Annotated in this window: 12 protein-coding genes and 1 pseudogene; 4 read left to right on the top strand and 9 right to left on the bottom strand. The window is 52.5% G+C overall.

The window, feature by feature from the left end; genetic code table 11:
• Nucleotides 1-118: 118 nt before the first annotated feature.
• Entirely contained in the window at nt 119-4621 is a 4503-nt protein-coding gene (locus AU14_RS18845) for a Kelch repeat-containing protein (protein ID WP_094191118.1), read from the bottom strand.
• Between the two features lie 186 nt (nt 4622-4807).
• On the opposite strand from AU14_RS18845, the gene AU14_RS18850 reads away from it, so the two are divergent.
• The 3 genes from AU14_RS18850 (at nt 4808) to AU14_RS01040 (ending at nt 7332) form a co-directional block, all read left to right on the top strand.
• Nucleotides 4808-5779: a GNAT family N-acetyltransferase gene (locus AU14_RS18850; RefSeq protein ID WP_041338264.1), complete on the top strand. Its 972-nt coding sequence runs from the start codon at nt 4808-4810 to the stop codon at nt 5777-5779.
• Nucleotides 5780-5781: 2 nt separating this feature from the next.
• Complete coding sequence (xrt, locus tag AU14_RS01035) at nt 5782-6594, top strand: exosortase (protein ID WP_041338266.1); 813 nt, start codon at nt 5782-5784, stop codon at nt 6592-6594.
• A gap of 75 nt (nt 6595-6669) precedes the next feature.
• Nucleotides 6670-7332, top strand: a complete 663-nt coding sequence (locus tag AU14_RS01040; RefSeq protein ID WP_094191120.1) for an exosortase-associated EpsI family protein — start codon at nt 6670-6672, stop codon at nt 7330-7332.
• Between the two features lie 35 nt (nt 7333-7367).
• On the opposite strand, the gene AU14_RS01045 is transcribed toward AU14_RS01040, so the two are convergent.
• The 8 genes and pseudogenes from AU14_RS01045 to AU14_RS22495 all read right to left on the bottom strand — a co-directional run bounded on the left by AU14_RS01045 (nt 7368) and on the right by AU14_RS22495 (nt 18747).
• A complete protein-coding gene (locus tag AU14_RS01045; RefSeq protein ID WP_041338269.1) occupies nt 7368-9446 on the bottom strand; it encodes a PA14 domain-containing protein in 2079 nt (692 codons plus the stop codon).
• A gap of 224 nt (nt 9447-9670) precedes the next feature.
• Nucleotides 9671-12295 carry a tetratricopeptide repeat protein gene (locus AU14_RS01050; protein WP_052471912.1) on the bottom strand — a complete coding sequence of 875 codons (2625 nt, stop codon included), beginning with the start codon at nt 12293-12295 and terminating at the stop codon, nt 9671-9673.
• Nucleotides 12296-12335: 40 nt separating this feature from the next.
• Entirely contained in the window at nt 12336-13709 is a 1374-nt protein-coding gene (gene prsR, locus AU14_RS01055; RefSeq protein WP_041338272.1) for a PEP-CTERM-box response regulator transcription factor, read from the bottom strand.
• A gap of 133 nt (nt 13710-13842) precedes the next feature.
• Nucleotides 13843-15977, bottom strand: a pseudogene (gene prsK, locus AU14_RS01060) (XrtA/PEP-CTERM system histidine kinase PrsK).
• A gap of 50 nt (nt 15978-16027) precedes the next feature.
• Entirely contained in the window at nt 16028-16975 is a 948-nt protein-coding gene (locus tag AU14_RS01065; RefSeq protein ID WP_041338274.1) for an SDR family oxidoreductase, read from the bottom strand.
• Nucleotides 16975-17790, bottom strand: coding sequence for a lysophospholipid acyltransferase family protein (locus tag AU14_RS01070; RefSeq protein ID WP_041338275.1), 816 nt, complete (start codon nt 17788-17790; stop codon nt 16975-16977). Before AU14_RS01070 ends, AU14_RS01065 begins: the two co-directional genes overlap by 1 nt.
• Before the next feature lie 37 nt (nt 17791-17827).
• Nucleotides 17828-18052: an aldose epimerase family protein gene (locus tag AU14_RS22490; protein WP_269079078.1), complete on the bottom strand. Its 225-nt coding sequence runs from the start codon at nt 18050-18052 to the stop codon at nt 17828-17830.
• A 107-nt stretch (nt 18053-18159) separates the two neighbouring features.
• A complete protein-coding gene (locus AU14_RS22495) occupies nt 18160-18747 on the bottom strand; it encodes an aldose epimerase family protein (RefSeq protein ID WP_269079079.1) in 588 nt (195 codons plus the stop codon).
• 116 nt (nt 18748-18863) lie between these two features.
• On the opposite strand from AU14_RS22495, the gene AU14_RS20125 reads away from it, so the two are divergent.
• A complete protein-coding gene (locus tag AU14_RS20125) occupies nt 18864-19289 on the top strand; it encodes a hypothetical protein (protein WP_236744263.1) in 426 nt (141 codons plus the stop codon).
• The last annotated feature ends 14 nt before the right edge of the window (nt 19290-19303 follow it).

Here is a 19303-nt window from a genome sequence, read left to right on the forward strand (position 1 = left end):
GCAGTATAGCGTACGTCGTTTGTTGGTAGTTAGAAAATGCAAGGCCTATTGGTCCGTAACCTTAACCCGGGCAACCTGTAGAACAGGTTGCCCGGGCCATTTTCAGCCTACTATATGGTCAGTATTTCATGGTTTCCATAGAACTGGTGTAGGAGGAACCAGAACTCGAACCGCCACCCATAATGTAAAGGGTGTTGTTGATGGTTGCTGCCGCGGCGCCATGTTTGGGGGTTGGCACGTTGGTCAGCGGGCGCCAGGTGTTTGTAACTGGGTCGTACTCTTCGTTTTGCTCAAAGACCCCAGACGTTGCGTTTCCGTTGAGCTCACCACCGACAACCTGGGCTTTGCCATTGATAACGCCAACGCTCATAGCGCGTCTACCGGTTGGCATTGGCGTCATTTCGGCCCAGGTGTTGGTTGCGGGATTAAACATTTCCACTGTTTTCATGGTGCCCTGAATGGTGTTTCCGTTGGCTTCCCGGTTCCGCCCTCCGAAAACGTAGAGTTTACCGTCAAGTACGGCAGACCCTGGGTTGTCGCGAACGTAGGTGAGCGAAGGCGCGGTTTGCCAAGTGTTTGTGGCCGGATTGTAGGCTTCAACCACATTCAATGAAGCTCCCTGGTCGCTCATACCGCCGACCACATAGATCATGCCATTCAGTGCTTGCGCCGTGGCTCCGCCTCTGGGCGTTGGCAAATCCGTTAGCGGTGTCCAGCTACCACTGGCAGGATCATAGACCGCTGCACTTGAAACTGCTCCGGAGAAGGGAGCAGTGGAGCCTCCGAATGCATAAAGCTTTCCGTTTAAGGCAGTAACGGCGGCGTTTTCAACAGCGGGGCCAGGCAGGTTCATGCCCTGGCTCCAGTTGTCCGTCGCTGGATCGTACATCAGAAGGGTGCTGAGATGGCCACTGTTGTTTTTTCCGCCAACTGCATAGAATTTGCCATCGACAGCCGCTCCTGTCGCATCCAGAACCGCGAAGGGTGCCGGCTCACCTGCCGCCCAGCAACCCAAGCTCACAGGTCTCAGTGAGGTGAGGTTGCCGCCACCGAACTCACCCACAAACAGATCGCCAGAAGGTGAACGGGTCATCGGTAAGGGGTCATTGAATCCGGTAACCAGTGGTGCACCGTCAACGCCAAGCGAACCTGTCTCATCCAGTTTTACCCGGAAGATGTCATCGCCTACAGAGTAGTTGGTAATTAACAGCTGGCCGTTCAGGAAATCACCTACGCAGCCCTGTGCACCCTGATACTCGATAATGGCATTGGCGGATTTATGCTCTCCAAGATTGTAAATAGGCTCCTCGTAGTTCGGCAGTGGGGCGACGCCCTGGTAGGAGCCATTCTTAAACACGCATTCGTCGCGATGAGGGTTCGGGTGTCCGTAATACTTTCCTTGTTTGACCATCAGCAGCAGGTCTGGTTGCGCACCGGGGTTGTGGCCGCCGTCCAGATAGCTGGCCGTACTCGCCAAGCCCAGGCAAGCGGGTTCGGGGCTTGGTGGGTAGGTGCCGGTCACGCCCAGGCCATTATCTGTGGCGTACATGTTTCCGTTACTGTGAAAAACAAAGTCGTAGCTGTTTCGCAGGCCGGTGGCGTAGGTAACCACATCGCATGGCGCGGGGCCGAAAATGTCCGATTCGTTGGCGCAGGTTCCATCAAAGTCCGCCGCGAACACGTTGGCCACCAGTATCGCAGCACTCAGCGGCTGCTCCTGCATTTGACCGAACTCGGAGTTGGACTCATTCGGAGCGCCGGCTCCGGTATTGCCACCTATGGCTATGTAGAGTTGTTGGTCTTCGGGGCCAAAGTGGATGGAGTTGATGGAATGATTGGCAATCGCCCTCGGTAGGCCTGTGATCACATGCTCCACATCACTGAAGCCTACACCTCCCAGGCGAGTAACCATGCCTGAGTTCGGTTCGCCGTTGTCGACAGATGGGCTGGAGTGGGCGACCCACAGTTCGACATTTTCGGCCGTCGAGTAGGGGGCGACTGCGATGCCCAGTGTAAGCCTGGGGCCTATGCTGTTGGTCAGTGCATCAATGGTTTGATCATCAATCACCGTCAGATTATCGTCAAAGGTCAGAGCCCGAATGGTACCGAACAACTGGGTCACATAGAGTCGGTCATCTGGGCCCCACACCATAGACGTTGGGTAGCTGACACTGTGTTGTTGCTTGATGAAGTCCACACCCGAGTTCGGGCTAAGAGGCGTTTCTCCCTCTTGCAGCGTGAATTCATTGAATCGATATGTCATTGGCGCTGAGGCGTGGCGATGGGTGGCGAATATGCCGGTGAAGCTTCGGGTGCCGATTTCCGGGTCGATTCCGGCAGCGTCAAAGCTGAAGAATTCGTCTGGCGGGAACAGCGTGTCCAGTTTGTAGGTGGAGCTGCCATTCAGGCTGTAGTTCAGTTCGACACTTCTGGAATACGGGTTGACGATCATTCCCAATTTGGCATCTGACCCTACCAATCCGGCAACCGAGACATTTTTCTCGACGACTTTTGCGCCGCCCACTTCGAGGAGGTAGTGGAGCACGGTACCTTTGGGTGTTGAGGCCGCGACAAGCTTGAGGTAATTGTCTTCGTCGTTTCCGAACCAGAGGCCGGCCTGCTCGTACTTTCCTGTGCCCTGGGGAACATCGAGAACCTGGGTTGTAATTCTGGTGATCTGGTTCGGTGCGGCAAACCCGACCGCCAAAGCGTTATCCAGAGAGTTCACGCCCTCTATGTTCAACCCTGAGGTGGTAGTCAGTTCCAGATAACCTTGCAGGAAGAACATCTCCAGGTTGTCCTGGATATAACCGGTGGCCGCGGTGGGCTGATCTACCCAGGTAAAACCGGTACCCCATCCGTTTTTGTCCATGAAGAAGCCTTGGCTCTCAGTGAAACTGAGTTGATAGGGAAGGCTAACCCTCACGTCACTGCAATCAACCGGTGCGCATTTGTCGCTACTGGCAATACTCAGCGTCACAGGGACATTTACGGCGGTGCTTCCTGGTGAGGACAGGGTTAGCGTGGCACTGTAATTGCCAGATGCGAGTCCGGTTGTGTCAACGCTGACGGTGATGTCGTCAGGTGTTGAGCCAGACGCCGGTGATGCTGAAAGCCAGAGTTCGTTTGTGCTGACTGTGAAATCATGTGGGAGTCCGTCTGAGTGGCTGACATTCAGCGACTGGCTGGCTACAGGGGCAGACGGTTCTCCTGAAAAACTCAGCGAAACAGGTGCCGCTAGAAGTCCTGTTGGTCCATCCGTGATCGTGAGAGTGTACGTTAGTACATCTGACGTGTAGCCATTTGCCGAGGCCGTTAGAGTGGCTACATGGGTGCCTGCTGGGAGGCCGTCAGGGTTCGCTGTAACCGTAACCGCAGCAGGGGTTGTTCCGGAATCGCCTGCAGCTGTCAGCCAGGTTTCACTGGAAGAGAGGCTGAAAGCCGCCCCGGACTGATCGCTGTCGGTCAGAGTAATCGTGGAGATAATCGGCTCGGGGTTATTAACGTGTCTAGATCCTGCGAGCGTATCGGAGCTGAATTCAAGAGCGGTTGTCTGATTTGCTATATCGAAGAACTCGGTAACCTCGTGAAGACTGCCATCGTTCAAACGAACGACAGCTGTCACGGTATGACTTCCATCCTGAAGCGCAGTGGTGTCAAAGGGGACAGCCAAATCGTTTCCAGATGTGCCCGCCATGTCGTAAGGTGCGACATTTTCGGTCTGGTTCGGTGCGCCAGCTTTTTGCGGGTTGTCAATATAAAACTGTACCCGAGTCATCCCGGATTGTGCAGGCACGAAAACGTGGATATCTCCTGATACAGTGGATCCTTGGAGACTGCTGGCTGACGATCGATCAGGAAAACTGCTGACCATCAAAGCGTATTCGTTGCCTTGAACGGGAAGTATTTCCAGGTTAACCAGATGGGAGCTGTTGCCAACACCCGTTCCAGTTGCTTCTACCAAAGCTGAATAGTTGCCTGGAGCCAAGCCAGATGGATTCGCGGTTAGGGTGATCGACGAGGGTGTAGTGCCGGATGTTGGTGACAAACTCAACCAGTTGGCATTGTCGGATAAAAAGAAATCTGTCGGGCTGGAATTGGTAGTATTCAGCGTTACGGATTTTGAGTCTGAGCTGGTGCTCCCTTCCTGTAGTGTGAAAGAAGTCTCGGTCTGACCAAACTCGAAAACCGGTGCTGAGTTATTGACTGTAAAAATAGTCGACAAAAGCTCGGTGCTGCCATTGTCGTAGTGAATCGTTGCATAAACGCTATGCTGGCCATCCTGGATCGAAGCCGTGTCAAATGGCTTTGCTGTGAGGTTGGCTTCTGTGCCATTGAAATCGAAGGGCTTTACTCTCTCAATGCTGTGCGTAGTTGAAGGCGGAGGATTGTCGAGATAGAAGTCTACTCGCTTCACGCCAGTATCTGGCCCCACAAAAATATATCGAGTGCCCTGAAGCTCGGCTCCGCTGAGCGCAATCGGTGCCGAGCGGTTTGCAAACTCGCTGACTAGGACAGCCGGAGCTGCTAGGGCTGAGACATGGATGGACCACACAATGCACAAGAACAGCGTTGCCAGCAAAGGATGAATGCGAGTCTGGCGTTTCTCAGAGCAGCTCATTCGGAAATGCCTCCGGTCAGGTCATCAGGTTTAATTCATCTAAAATCAGCATCATTGATGCCAAGCGACGACTTAAACCGTGATAACAAGGTGATAACCTGAAAAAAAATGATTCCTTGAGCTAGACTTGTAAGATAAGTCGACAGGGACGCTTTCAACAATCTCCTTACATGGAAGGTAAGTGCATTGAGCCTATTTCAAACCGATGCCTGGTTGGAGGCCTGGTGGGATATATGGGGAACTACTTCAGGATTTGATGCAGTTATTCCAGGGGGGGAAGGCTGTTCAGGCTTGTACCTTGATAACTATCGATTTTGGGGTGTCTTGCCAATCCGTTGCCTGCAGTTTGTTGGGACCAATTACCGTAGGATTTCAACGCCAAGGACTGAATACAATCAACTTAGGGCTCAGTGGTTTTCCGGGCGTGAGTCTGATTTTCTTCAGGATCTTCCTTGGAACGAAGCAGTTTTTCGTGACATTGTTGATCGCTCACCAGACTTAAATGCAGTAAGAAGTATCTGTGCCCGCAAGGACTGGCTGGTCCGTGTCGTCCATTCTGATATTGCTTATAGCATCGTCACATCTAATGACTTTGAAACCTATCTCGGAAACCTCGGTTCGGGCACCAGACTCCGTTTGTTTAATCGCCGTAAAGTGCTCCAGTCGTGCGGTGACATTAGTCTGAAAAACCTTTGGCCAGAAGACCCAGACCGTTTTTTCCAGCTTTTGAACGGTTTTCATCGAGATCGTTGGGGAACTCCATGCTTCTGCGAATCAAGTCTAGCTTTTCACAATCAGTTTCTGGTTAATATTGAAAAAGAGGGGGGAGCACCGCAGCTCTCTCTGCTCACCTGTGGTCAGAAGTCCATATCTGTTGCGTACAACGTTGCATTCGAGGGCACCGTGTACAATTTGCAGTCAGGCTATTCGGAAGATTTCCACAAAAAGCTTGCACTCGGAAGCCTTCATCTAGGCTACTGTATTGAAGAGGCCTTTCGTGATCCCGAGGTCAGGCTTTTTGACCTGTTGGCGGGTGGAGGGAAGCATGAAAATTATAAAATCAAGTTGGCAACCAATATCACCCCTCTTATTTCAGTGATGATTGTGCGTGGCAAGTTATTGAAGCTTCTTTATCGGCTGAAGCATGGAGAATGGTGACCATGGAACCCCACGTAAGAAATCCTGCCCGTAGTTGGCTGGTCCCACTTTCTGTTGTTGTACTGCTCATTATTGGCCTTTGGCCGGCACTTGAGGTGCTAGGTTCGCGTTGGCTGATTTTAGATCAGTCGTATTCTCATGGATTTCTGATTCTGGCCACGAGCATCGCTTTGGTGGTGCGCAAGTGGCTAAGAGGACCGCCAAGAGTAAATCTATTTCCATTTTGGCTTTTTCCTTTATTGCTTGCGGCGTTGGTCTACTTAGCCGGAACTGTGCTGTTGATTGAGGGGCTACAGCAAATCGCCATACTGCCCTTGATTGTGGGAGCTCTGCTTCTGGTTTGGGGGTGGCAGCAAACCACAGCATTCATACTCCCGCTTGGCTTGCTCGCGTTCGCTATTCCAGTCTGGGATTACTTGTCCTGGCCGCTTCAGCTTATCACTGTAGAGGTCAACCAATTCTTGCTTTCATGGCTGGATATTGAGTTCTTTGTTGAAGGAGTGGTGGTCTATTTTCCGGGAGTAGGCGCTTTTGAAATCGCACATGGTTGCTCAGGTCTTCGTTACTTATTGGTTGGATTGACGTTAACTACCTTGTATGGCGAGCTGAATTACCGAACGGTTCGCAGCAGATGCTATCTCATGATCGCGGGCACCTTGTTGGCGTTGGTTGCAAACTGGGTGCGTGTTTTCGTCATCATTTATATCGGTTACGAATCTGATATGACCTCGTCTTTGATCAATGAACATGATCATTTTGGGTGGTGGGTATTCACGGCCACTCTTGTTCACTTTTTTCATTGCCTTGAGGCTTGAAAAAGGGAGGTCGCTACGGGCCAGTCGCAGCCTCATGTTGTTAATGACCGGGTTTCGGAGCCTGGTTTTTTGTCGATGTTAAGTACAGTCTTTTTACCAATCATGTTTTTTTCATTTGCCTCTTGGTCAGTATCATTTCCAGACCGAGATTTTATGGCTGACCAAAAACGTTCGCCACTTGAATCAGTGATTGACGATGATCAGTGGTTACCTCTTTTCCAAAATTCGCTTCGAAGCTGGAAACCTCTTGTTGTGAAACCCGATCGTTTCCGTGTTGATGTTTACGAGTGGACAGGTAACGAGGCAGAATTTGGCGAAGAGCAATTAAAGCTACTAACCGGCCTTTACGTTTATGAGTTCCAGAGGCCTGGCGGGGAATTGGTCAGTTACAGCAACCGACTGTATGACAGTAGCCTCCTGTTTCCTGAAAAGACGTTCGGGATAGACGCGGGTGACGGTCTTGAACTGAGAGGCATCGAACTGAAATATCGGCAAACGGATGTCCGTATACACATTGCGTATGGTTATTATGTTGAGGGACGCTGGGAAAGCGATGAGTTGAAAGCCAAACTCGCCCAAGTTCCCGGTATTCTCAATCAAAGAACGGATGCTTCGTTACTGGTCGCGGCGGTCACCTGCGAGCAGTGTGATGGTCAGAGGGTCTTACAGTATTTGATGCCGGAGTTGAGGAAGAAAGCTGAAACTCAATTGGATGAGCGTTATGCATCAGGCCTATGAGCGCGGATTTAGCTATCCGCGCTCATAGGATTTTCTTACTGAACTTGTGTTGATACTGGATTCGAAGGAGGGCTAGACAAGCCATTGGTGTCGACTACTTCAATCTTAAAATACCAGGTACCAGAAGCGAGATTATCAAAGGAATAGGAGGTTTGGTCACCTCCGACGCTCACGCTTTCCTCTAGATTATTCACATCCTGACCATAGTCAATCGTGTAAGAGGCAATCTCGCTCAGAGCAATTGAGCTTCCATCCAATCTTGTCAAAGGTGCGGTCCAGGTAAGAGTAACGGAGCCGGAGCCGGTCTCAGGGGGGGCGGGTTCGGTAGTAGACGGCTCATCCGGTGTGGTGGTATCTCCGGTGTCGCTGCCGCTGCCGGATGTGGGCTTCCCGTCAGTCTCCACAGTTGCGAGAGTGTACGGTGTAAGACCGGCTTGATACGCTTCGACGTTGGAGGTTCCCTGTGAGTTGTTAACGACACCTCCGTCCGGTACCCAGACACTGGTGCCGTTCCGTAACTCCCAGGTATCTGGTATTCCATCGTTATCTGAATCAAGAGTGTTGGAGGTGGATGGGTCAGGCGTTGCTACGGTCGCTCTTGTTGACAAGTTTTCTGCAGAGGTCAGATTGGTGGCTGAGTACTGGGCTACGGCACTTCCTGTTCCTTCAAAGTATTCGATAGTTAGACTGAGTTTCTCACCTGCGGCCAGCGATCGGTCGTAAGTGTATGTTGTGGTTGGATGCTCTGACCAATCATCAATGACCAGTTCCCCGTTAACAAACATCCTGACACCATCATTCGTACTGACAGTAAAGCGGTAATCGTTATCGCCGCTCTGGTGGGGAGCGGTGAAAATTCCGTTCCATCGAATGCTGAACTGGTCTTCAGGCAATTCCGCCAAAGGTTGGCCACGCCCCCAGTCAAAATTCACTGCCTCATGCACGTCTGTTAACACGAAGCGATTGAACGATGTGCCTTCAAAGAACTGGGCACCAAATCCGGCAACATATGATGGCTCCTCTGTAGGGCTGGGTGTTGGCTCTGGTTCTGGTTCTGGTTCTGGTTCTGGCTCAGGGCTGGGGGCAGCAACAGGGGCGTCGTCTGGATCATTGATGACAGTTCCCGCAACATACTCCTCCAGGTTACTGTAGCCATCGTTATCAAGATCTTCCTGAGCATCCTGCTTGTAGAGTGGGTCAAGTTCATTAGCAAACTCAACCCCGTCGGGAATGCCATCCCCATCAGAATCAGCCGTGTTCTCACTCGTACCAATCAGGAATTCATCGGCCGCGGCAAGCAAATCCCCATCGGGATCAGAGGTAGCATCGTTTGAATCGTTTGGATTCAAACCATTAACAACCTCCCAGTTGTCGTAAATACCGTCTTGATCCTGGTCTGCTGGAGGAAAGGCGGGGTTAAAGCTCAGGCCTTCCGTACCGTCTACGTATCCGACACGATAGCCCAGGTTGTAGGCTTCCTGTCCGGTTTGACCAGTATCAATGGCGGGCTTAGCGTAGCTGTAAATGTAGGAACTGCCGATCACTTCCTGCGAAATTCCGGGGCCCTCCCAGGCAACGGCAAAGTGGTCGCTACCAAATCCTTCTTTTTGAAGAACCTCAAAGTAGTATCTTTTTGATGAGTCCAGAGTTATGTAGCGTGAGGTCTGAGAGCTGTATTTGTCGAATTCATTAATGGAGGTCCAGGCTGGTGTCATAGCCATTAGGTCGACGTTCTCTGGAGAGTCTGATGTACTTAACCAAAATTCGGCTTGGTCATTTCCGCTAATAAAGAAGCGGTACTCGCCAGATGTAGGTGGTTTGATGAACCCTCTTACATAGGAGCCATAGTCTTCTGCTCGATTTTCGGGATCTTCCAGACTATTAAGTGATGCTACTGAATCTGGATTGCTGGGAAACTTGGCGGAGGTTGTCATTGTGTCGATTTCTTCGCCGTCCAAGTTGTCGTAATACCGGACTTCAACCTCACCTGGTTGGCTCGTTTCGGGTTCTGCTGCCGGTGGCGGGAGCTCTTCCACTGTCTGGAATCGCCAACTTTGACACCCACCAAGCAAAATTAGTGCGCTTCCAAGACCGAGTGCTTTAAAAACAGACATACCCCACCCACCGTTACCGTTAGTTGCAACAGGTTAAGTATTGTTTTAGTGGGGGAGTGCTGCCACCAATCGTTAGGATTGTTTTGGACTTTACGCTGTTGCGTTATATCGAATCAGCATTTTGCAAGACTACCAGCAAGGTCTGAAGAGACGTCTATTCCTCCTTTTCGAGCAACTCTAAAATCTTCCGGGCTTTCAGTGGCTGGTCGGTAGCTCGATACACTTCAGCGAGATGCAGCACAATCTCCTCCGAATTGGGCTGAAGTTGGTGGCTTTCTCAAGGAGCTTAACGCTATCCTCATTTCGCCATTCTTGAACAGTATCCAGCCGTAGGTATCTGTAATTGAGGCATTGTCGGAGTTGAGGTTGAAAGCTTTTCTGGCAAGACCGAGAGCGCGGTTATCGTTTTCTTGATGGTAAAGCCAGGCAAGGTTATTTAACGCTAAAACATTGCTCTCTGAATGTTTCAACACTTTTTCGTATGTGCGAATTGCCTCTATTTCTTGCTCATTGTTTTGATAAAGCATGGCTAGGTTGAGCAATATCTGAGGGTCGTCAGAATAACTATAAAGCGATTTCTCAAGTGACTCTATGCCTTTCTCAGTGTGTCCGGCTCGTTGCAATGCACGAGCATAGGCCACTTCCGTAGATGCTGAGCGCTTTTTCTCAAGAGCGATTTTCAGCATTTCTGCTGCTTCCTGGTGCCGATTTTGCGAGGAAAAATAGGCGGCCTCAATGATTAGGGGGCGAGGGGAGTCTGGGTGCGCGCGCTTGACTTCCATAAGGTTTTCACGGGCCTCATCAACGTTTCCTTGTTGAAATGCAAGGGAGGCTGCCTGCAGGGCGATATTTTGATTTTCGGGGAAAAGAGCCCTACCGCGATTGAGTATTCTTGAGGCGTTTTCTGTATCGCCCGATTCAAGCTCTCGAGTAGCGCTGGAGTGATATATCTCCGCTACCAAGGGTGCAAAACGTGACGGACTGTTTGCTTCAACTCTCTCCAAAAGATCCGCTGTTAGTTTCTCCGCCTCTTCTCTATTTCCAGCGCTGAGAGCCAGTTCCAGCAGAACGGCTTTCGGGCCATGGGCGTCGGGGTTCTTGCTCAGTATTTTCTGAACGAATGTGGTCAGTTCAGCTGGTTTCAGCAACCCGCTGGCTCTAACCAGCGCCCGTGTATCGTTGGGGGCGAGCTCCAGCGCTCTCTCGAAATGTGCGAGAGCAGCGCTTTCATTGGAAAGCTGCAGAGCAAGGTTGCCTGCCGCAATGGCGGGTTCAGCGCTCTCTGGATCTTTTTTAGCGGCCTCATCAAAATACTTCATGGCCTCGGTGCTATTACCATCTTGAGCCGCCAGCTGGCCGCGCGCGATCAGGGCATTGACGTTGTCGGGTTCTTTTTCCAGCCAAGCTTTGGACAGCTGCAAGGCCGAAGACAGATCGTTCTTTGCTACGTTGGCCTTTAAAAGCAGAAGTCTTGCCTGATTTTCGAATTGGTTACTGGCTAAAACATACTGAGCGTGTTGAATGGCCGCAACAGGATCGTTATTGTCGACCAGGAAGCTGGCATACCGTAATCGAAGTTCGTGGTTGTCGGGTCGGAGAGAAAGAGATTTTTCAATGAAGGTACGGCCCGAACTGATCTCGCCGCTTGCCAGGGAGACGATTCCCACTAAGGCAAGGACTTCGGGGTCATTCTGGCTTTCATCGAGTTCACTCAGTATTTCGCGGGCACCGATGGTGTCTTGAAGTTGCAGGCGAGTGGCAGCCAGCAGTTTTTTCGCAGTATCCGATCCACTTTGCGAAACAATAGGGGAGAGCAAAGCTTCGGCGTCTTCCATTCGGCCTTGTCTGAATCTCACGATGCCCAGCATCAGCGTACTTTGCTGATGCCCGGGTGCCTGGGCGAGAATTTCCTCCAAATAGCGGCTTGCGTCTTCCATATTGCCAGCCTGGTATGCATCTCTGGCGGCCGTCAGATTGCTTTTGATTGTTCCGGGTGCAGACTTCGCCAATATTTCTTCGTAGATGTACGCCTCGGAGGATTTGCCTTGGGCTCTTAGGACATCGATCAGGGAAGAGATAGTTTCATACTTGCGATAGGTCATAACATCGTACTGACCGATATCTTCCAGTGCCCTAATGTAGGCATCTTCAGCAACTGATAGTTGCTCTTGTGAATGAGCCAGTTGTGCCTTCCAAAGCCATAACTCTGATTCAGTGGGATCTATGCGCTCGGCTTTTTCCAAATAGGCTTTGACCTGAGCCGGGTCATTTCGCGCATATGCGACGCGAGATAAGCCCACTAGCGGCAGAGAGGTCGTGCTATCCAGCGATTCGGCTTTTATAAAAGCCTGTTCCGCCTGCTGAACATCATTGCGTGCCAAGTGAACACGCCCCCTTACGAGGGCGGCGTCGAGTTGCGTCTCGAGGTCAGTAGAAGTGAGCAAGTTCAACGCAGCGAGGGCATCTTCAAACTGACCCTGCATTAGTTTCGCTTCAGCGTTGATCAGTGATGCCGCGTCTGCTTGCTTGGGGGGCATTGATTCTTTGGGGATTTCCTGGAGAAGGCGATTGAGTTGACGTTCTGCATTCACCGCATCGCCTGCAGTCAGCAGGTTCTTGATGATAATGAAATAGGGGGTAACTTTCTCAGGTTGCAACTCGATAGCACTCTTTGCCTCGAGGGTGCTCGCTTTTAATTCGCCCTGATCCTGATAGAAATGAGCCTGGTCTAAATGGCTGAGATATTTAATTTCTTCCTGGCTCAATTCATCTTCACGGCCGCATCCTGACAAACCAATTGTCAGAGTAATGAAGAGCATTGCGGCACTTACAGTTCGAGCAGAATTCATGGCCAGTTCCTTCTATCCATTTTCGCTGTCGTCCGTTCCGTCAGGCGTTAGGGGCTTCGGTCGAAGTTTCAATATTGTATTTGTCGGTCAGGTTATAGAGGGTAGGGCGTGTAATGCCCAGCAGTCGAGAAGCGCCTGCCATATTATTGTTGCAGGATCGGAGTGCCTGGATGATGGCCTGGCGTTCCGCGCACTCTCTTACCTGCCGAAGATTTAACTGCATGTTGTTTGCGGGAGCTTTGCTCGGAAGTTCAAGGTCTTCCGCAGTCACTCGTTTTCCCGTTGCCATGATCGTGGCTCGTTTTATCTTATTAATCATCTCACGTACGTTGCCTGGCCACGCATAACCGGTGATGGCATTGATAGCATCTTCGGTGAAGACTAAATTGGGTCTGTCCATATCTTTGCCGAGGGATTTCAATAGCGATTGAGCAACTACGAGCGCATCTCCTTCTCGATCGCGAACTGCAGGAACATCGAGAGTGATTTCACTGATCCGATAGTAGAGGTCTTCTCTAAATTCCCCAGTTTCAATGAGATGACGTACATCTCTATGCGTGGCGCAAACTACCCGGACGTCCACAGGAATCGGTTGGACGGAACCAACCCGGTCAACCAGACGTTCCTGGAGGAACCGCAGGAGCTTGGCCTGAAGAGCCATGGGCATGTCGCCAATTTCATCCAGGAAAAGGGTGCCACCGTTGGCGCTCTCGATTTTGCCTTTCTTGGAATGCGTGGCGCCGGTGAAGGAGCCTTTTTCAAACCCAAATAACTCGCTTTCTAGGAGGTTTTCGGGAATAGCGGCACAGTTGATGGCCGCGAACGGCTTTCGTCCACGCTGGCTAAGGTCATGAATGGCTCGTGCCAGGAGTTCTTTGCCGGTTCCGGTCTCGCCGGTGATCAGGGTTGTTACATCAGTCGGAGCGACTTTTTCCAGGGTGCGGCAGATGGCCAGCATTTGCGGGCTGGCGGCGACAATGCCCTTGATATTGGTGCCATTACGCTGACTGGACAAATCCTGGTTTTCGCGTTCGAGTTCAGCCAGCCGGAACGCGCGGTGGACCACGAAGGTCAGAATCTCAGCGTCCAGGGGTTTCTGGTAAAAATCGCTGGCTCCCATGCCGATAGCTTTGACCGCGTTTTCCTTGTCTTCTCGCCCAGTTACAACAATGACTTTGGTCATCGGAGAGAGGCGCAAGATTTCCTCAAGCAGTCCGAAGCCTTCTGTAGCCCCGCCTGGATCGGGTGGCAGACCCAGGTCAAGGGTCACCACGTCCGGTTCTGTGCGCCTGAGCGCTGCCAGGGCAGAATCGCGGTCAGAGGCAACGGTAATATCCAGCTCTTCGCTGAAGCACCAGCGCATTTGGCTCTGCAGGCCCGGATCATCCTCTACGATTAATAGTCGTCTAGTCACGCCAGAAACAATTCCCTTGTTTGTTACCCTGTCTAACTATCGACGCCTTTTTCCACTGGCATCCTGTGATTAATTCTTAACTGAACATTGACGCTTTGCAATGCAAAGTCCAAATGTTAATGCGAAACGTCTACTAATTGGCGCTTTGCCTCGGCTGTGGCGGCACACCATCGAGTAACGTCTGTGGCTCCGCGGTGGGTATGGCGGGCGCCTTGGCCAGCGGTATCCGAATAGAAAAGCAGGAACCGACGCCCGGTTCACTCGTTACGTCGATATTGCCTCCCAGCTTCTGCACATATTCCCTCGCCTGATAGGCTCCTATGCCCATTCCGGTCAGACCCTTGGTGCTCTCGAACGGTTTAAATAGCTGACAATTAATGAACTCCCCAGTCATTCCGCACCCTGAGTCGTGAATGAATAGAGCCACATTGCCGCGGGCAATCTTCAGGGACACCGTGATTTCACCGTCCGGTGGCGTCGCATCCTGGGCATTTTGAATGAGATGGCCCAGTACACTGCGAAGTTGTTCCTCATCCGCCAATACCAGTGCCTGGGGCGGGTTACCCTCCAGCCGCGGAGTGGGGCGCGACTGGCTGTAATGCTCAAGCAGGCTTATAACCAGGCTGGTCAGGTCCAGTAACTGCTGATCATCGCCATTATCACTGGCAGGGCGGCGCATGTGGTCAACCAGGTTCGACATTTTCCGCACGGCGTGGTCCGTGGTGTCGATCATGTCGTCAATGAAGGCCGGGTTATTGCGATGCTTGGGCGCATTCTTGACCAGAAGGGACAATTGAGAGATGACGGTTTTAAGATCGTGGATCATGAAGGCCGAGGCCTTGCTGACCGCTTCAAACTGCATGGCCCTCGACAGCCGATGCTGGGCATCTGCCTGGGCCAGGAGGTTGCAGGTCTGACGAGCCACGACTTTTACCAAGTCGAAATTTTCCCAGTTGAGCTCGACTCGTGCGTAGGGCGTGCCAACCATCGCAATGCCATAGAGTTCGTTGTCCAGGTATAGCGGAATAACCAGCCAGGCGTCCGGTATGTTGGCGATCGCCTCCGGGATTTCAAGCAGGTCGTAGGCGACCGGATCGGTGCGGTATTCTTGCAGGTTGACGATCCAGTCCCGATGATTGAACAGGCGAACCAGATCCGAGTCTGATTCAATATCGGTGTATTTTGCGATTGGCGTATTCACCGAGGCTTTCAGGGTAAAGCTTCCCCGATCGTCCTTGAGCCAAATAGCGCCGGAGTTGCTCTCGACCAGGCTTGCAAGGATTCTGGTTACCCGTTCTGGCAGAGGTGGATTATCGCTCAGATTGGCCAGCTCTCGGGTCATTTTTAGCCATTCTTCGCGATAATCGTACTTGTAGTCGAAAAAGTTCTTGCTGATCCGCACCATCAATTTGGCCCGTATCCGACGGGAGAGAACCAAGGTGGCCAGAAACGCCAGAGCATGGTAAAGAACAGAACCTGAAGTGCGTCGCCCCAATCACCCCCTAGTACCCGGACATAATAACCGCCGATCGCCAGGCACAGCAGGTAGCCACCCGCAAAGACCAGGGTGCCTGCGTGGAAAACCGCAGACCGCGAAAGCTGAAAGTCGACCGGCTGTTTGCGGGTATTGATAACGTTGATGGCAAACAGAGGCACCAGGAGCGCATTTACGAAGCCCCGGGCATTCCAGAAAGAATCTGATATCTGGCCAAACAGCAGAGCATCGGCATACATGAAGAAATCGAAAGAGAACAGGGTGGCAATACCAATGCACAGGTATTTAATGCTGGACCGGCCGAACCCCGGTGAGTTGCGCCAGATCTGTTCCACCAGGGAAAGTCCGAGTAATGACAGCGCGATCTGGCCCAAGAGTCGGGTCTTTCCACTCAGGACAGAGAGGCCAAACACGTATTCCAGCATTCCGAAGCCCACAAGGAGCACCAGCAGGACTACCGTTGAAATCCCAAGTATCTGTTTGAGTTGTCCGGTGAGACTGCCTTGGTGAAACGAGTTCCTGAGCATCGCAAACAGCAGGAGAATCCAGGCGCTGTAGCGCAAGAGCTCTAGCAGATAGCGAATAAAGAAGCTCGGGAAGCCCCACAGGCTTTGAATGGCCAGCGCTGTAGACCAGAGGGTGGTCACGATGGCTGCCAGGAACAGGGCGCGATCCGTGTCTCGCCGGGTGTAACGCGTAATTACAAGCACCGCCAACAACCCGAAGGTTAAGGCGGCCGCCACGTGGCTGATCACACTGAAGTCGCTTAGCATCTCTCGCATCCTGCGTGAGTGTTCGCTGATCCCTGACGGTTGAACCTGCACTACACCGGTTTTTTGTTATCCATGTAAAACCGGAAGATGTCCTTGAGCTGTCGCTTCGGTTTAAAACCAAACTCACTTGCGAATGCTCTGCCGTCTATAACTACAGGATACTTGAAAAATGCCATCAGGTACGACGGAAAACTTCTCAGTTTCAATGTACGCAGAATCATGGACGGAAGAATTGGTGGTACCGAAGGTATCGGCAGGCTCTTGCAGTGGCAAAGTTTTAGCGCGTGCTGATAGGCAACCCAGTCCTGAGGTGCAACATTGAACACACCGCGTACCGGTTTTTTATAGGCCAGCACAATGGCGTCGGCCATGTCGTCGATATGGATGAACTGCATCATCGGCGAAAAGCCTGCCAAAACCGGTGCCCGCTCGCTTGCCAATAATGTGCTCATGGCATTTCTGACCCCGGGGCCGACGATGTTGCAGGGCCTGAGGATGGAAATGTTCAGTTCCGGGTAGCGCCAGAGATAGATGTTCGCCAGATTTTCCAGCTCAACCGAGTCGATCAGGTCGGAGCTGAGCCCTGCGCTCTTCAGCGGGGCTGACTCGTCGATCAGGGCCGGGTTGTACGCTACTGCGCCGTATACGTGATAGGTCGATAACACCACAATCCGTTTTATGCCGTATTTCAGGCTGAGATCAAGAAGTTTCTGGGTTCCCAGTACGTTGGCGTTATAGCGGCGCATCCGGGTGAGCTGGCTCGACATGATCCGACCGAGGTGGATGACCCCGTCGAACTCGTAGCGTCGGAACAGGTCCTCGAAGACCCGCTTGTTAAAATCGATGCAGTAGCTGGGTATGTCGTCGCCCAGGTAAACCTGTTCCCGGAAATCGACCGCCACCAGATCACAATGATCTCGCAGTTGGGTGATGACCTTTTGCGCCAGGGCACCGGCGGCACCCGTGACAAGAATATGGGGTCTGCGATGTTGGGTCATCAGAAAAGCCTTTTCCGTTCGCTCAAGCCTTTATCAATCAACCGGCTGATCTCGGCTTTAACCTTTTCAACGCGCTCTGTCACCTGTTCCTCCGGGATCTCAAGGTCGTCAAAATACATCGGGTTGCCAAAGTTGAGGTGAACCTTGGCCGGCAGCACCACTGGCAGCGCCAACGGTGCGTAAGGAATGCCTAAGGCTTTGGCCAGCGGTTTGATGTTTGCAATTGCAGGAATGGTTTCCTCGCAGCCAACTACGCCCACCGGAACGATCGGGGCGTTGTATTTCATGGCCAGGTGCATGAAACCACTGCCGAACCGCTTGAGTTCGTATCGGTCCTTATAGAGCTTGCCGGAGCCGCGGATACCTTCGGGAAAGACGATCACGGCCTCGTCGTTGGCCAGCATCTTGGCGCAATTGACCGGGTCGCCCAATACCGCGCCAACCTCGTTGAGCAGGTTTCCGAGCCAGGGCACCGTGGGGAAGAAGCGCTCAATCATGGCGCGGGGCATGCGTGGAAAGTTTTTCCGGGACGCCAGTGCGTAGCCAATCAGTATGCCGTCAATGGGGAGCTGACCGCTGTGGTTCGCGATGATGAGTACCGGGCCCTTGGCGGGAATTTTTTCAACTCCATGGGCCTGAACCCGAAAGTATTTCTCGTAGATCTGCTTGGTCAGTGCGAGCCCGTATTTCACCGCCTCATTGTTATAGCCCCACGGGTCGTACCCAAGCGACCCAATAGGCTTGCTAATACGATTCACTTGTTGTTCAAGCTCTGCAGGCACCAGCCTGGACTTAATAAACGACGCCAGACTCATGCTGACTCCCTGTTTGCTCGCGGATTAAATGCTGGGATCAGGCGCGGCCGATCAGAACGCCCAGCGTATGGCTCTGGCCTTCATTAAGCACGCGGTAGTCGCCGCTTGCATTGGCGGTTTCGACGCAGAGCATGTTTTTCCAGGCCTCGTCTCGAAAATCGGAGAGTGTCGCTGCCTTGGCTGGGCCGGGGTTCCAGACCACCGTTGAATCGCTGCCCACCGCAGAGAGCTTGCGCTTGCCCGAAGGGGTCACAATGGTCATGGGTGCTCCGCTCTCATAGATGCGGTCGGTTTCGCCCTCGAAATAGACGGCGCCTTCCTGCCAGCAGTATTCCCAATCACGAAGCGTATCAATGTAATGACTATCGCCTAGCCTAGCACTCGGCTGCGCCCGACATCGGGAGTGGGAAAATAGCTGTGCAGGGCCTGGCTAAATGCCAGCGGTTGGCTGCTCATGTTCGTGGTGGTCAGTGCCACCTGGCATCCCCGGACGGAAAAGCTGAAAGTGATGAGAGCGAGAGCGTGGCCACTCCAGATGTCATGGAAGTCTTCATTCGCGTCCAGAGAAAGGCTGATCTCCACCTCGTGGGCGCTTTCTCGCACGTCTTCGAGTTTCCACAGAGAGGTACGGGCGAAACCATGGGCCTTGTCGGTGTGAATGCGCTTCCGTACCTCCGGGGCATTTCTCGCCGGGTCACCAAACCAGGGCCAGCACACCGGCACGCCGCCGCGAATGGCACGGCCCGGTTCCATGCGGGCAGTATCGCTGCACCACAGCCAGTCAGGTTCGTCCTTCGGGGCGAAATGGGTAAGATGCGCGCCTTGCAGGAACACCGTGGCTCTGAAGAGCGGGTGACTTACGTGCAGCGCCTCCAATTGTCCAATAGTGCGCCAGCGGGTGAAGGACCATTGGCCCGGAGAAAGGGAAAGTGGCGGTCGGTTACTGCTCTCAGACATGGCGTGTTTCAGAGACTCCTGAGTTAACGGTATTTGCCTACACAGAGAGTAAATTAAATCTCCCGCCCCGGCGAGAATTCCGCATAGAATATGGCCAAATGTTCAGGAAGCAGTAAATGGAAGACTCGGTTGTTATTGCCCTTAAAGACCAACACTTTGAACCTGCCGGTTCCATTGTTGAGGCAATTGCCAGCGGCGACGAACTTGCCGGGCTGCCTCCTGGCACTGCCGAACCGGTATCCGGTGATTGGCTTGACGAGTTGGCCGACGGCTTAAGTGAACACGGCTGGATGACGCTCGATGTTGCCGGTGTGCTTGGCCGCCCGCTGTTAACCAGCTTGGCCTCAGAGGTCGCATTGCTGGACAGATCCGACGCCATGAAGAAGGCAGGTATCGGCCGCGGCACCGACCTGACCCGGGATCGCTCTGTTCGCCGGGATCGGATTGCCTGGTTGCAGGGCATCACTGCGCCTCAAGCTGCTTTGTTTGATTTCTTCGAGACCATCCAGCCGGTCTCAATCAGCGTCTGTTCCTTGGTCTGAAGCGTTTTGAAGCC

The organism is Marinobacter similis, from assembly GCF_000830985.1.
GTDB lineage: Bacteria > Pseudomonadota > Gammaproteobacteria > Pseudomonadales > Oleiphilaceae > Marinobacter > Marinobacter similis.

Bases quoted from the DNA above. Each gene is read 5' to 3' on its own strand.
- AU14_RS01050 (WP_052471912.1), bottom strand. From the start codon at position 12,295: ATGAATTCTGCTCGAACTGTAAGTGCCGCAATGCTCTTCATTACTCTG.
- AU14_RS20125 (WP_236744263.1), top strand. From the start codon at position 18,864: ATGGAAGACTCGGTTGTTATTGCCCTTAAAGACCAACACTTTGAACCT.
- AU14_RS18845 (WP_094191118.1), bottom strand. From the start codon at position 4,621: ATGAGCTGCTCTGAGAAACGCCAGACTCGCATTCATCCTTTGCTGGCA.
- AU14_RS01040 (WP_094191120.1), top strand. From the start codon at position 6,670: ATGTTAAGTACAGTCTTTTTACCAATCATGTTTTTTTCATTTGCCTCT.
- AU14_RS01065 (WP_041338274.1), bottom strand. From the start codon at position 16,975: ATGACCCAACATCGCAGACCCCATATTCTTGTCACGGGTGCCGCCGGT.
- AU14_RS01045 (WP_041338269.1), bottom strand. From the start codon at position 9,446: ATGTCTGTTTTTAAAGCACTCGGTCTTGGAAGCGCACTAATTTTGCTT.
- xrt (WP_041338266.1), top strand. From the start codon at position 5,782: ATGGAACCCCACGTAAGAAATCCTGCCCGTAGTTGGCTGGTCCCACTT.
- AU14_RS22495 (WP_269079079.1), bottom strand. From the start codon at position 18,747: ATGTCTGAGAGCAGTAACCGACCGCCACTTTCCCTTTCTCCGGGCCAA.
- AU14_RS01070 (WP_041338275.1), bottom strand. From the start codon at position 17,790: ATGAGTCTGGCGTCGTTTATTAAGTCCAGGCTGGTGCCTGCAGAGCTT.
- AU14_RS22490 (WP_269079078.1), bottom strand. From the start codon at position 18,052: ATGACCATTGTGACCCCTTCGGGCAAGCGCAAGCTCTCTGCGGTGGGC.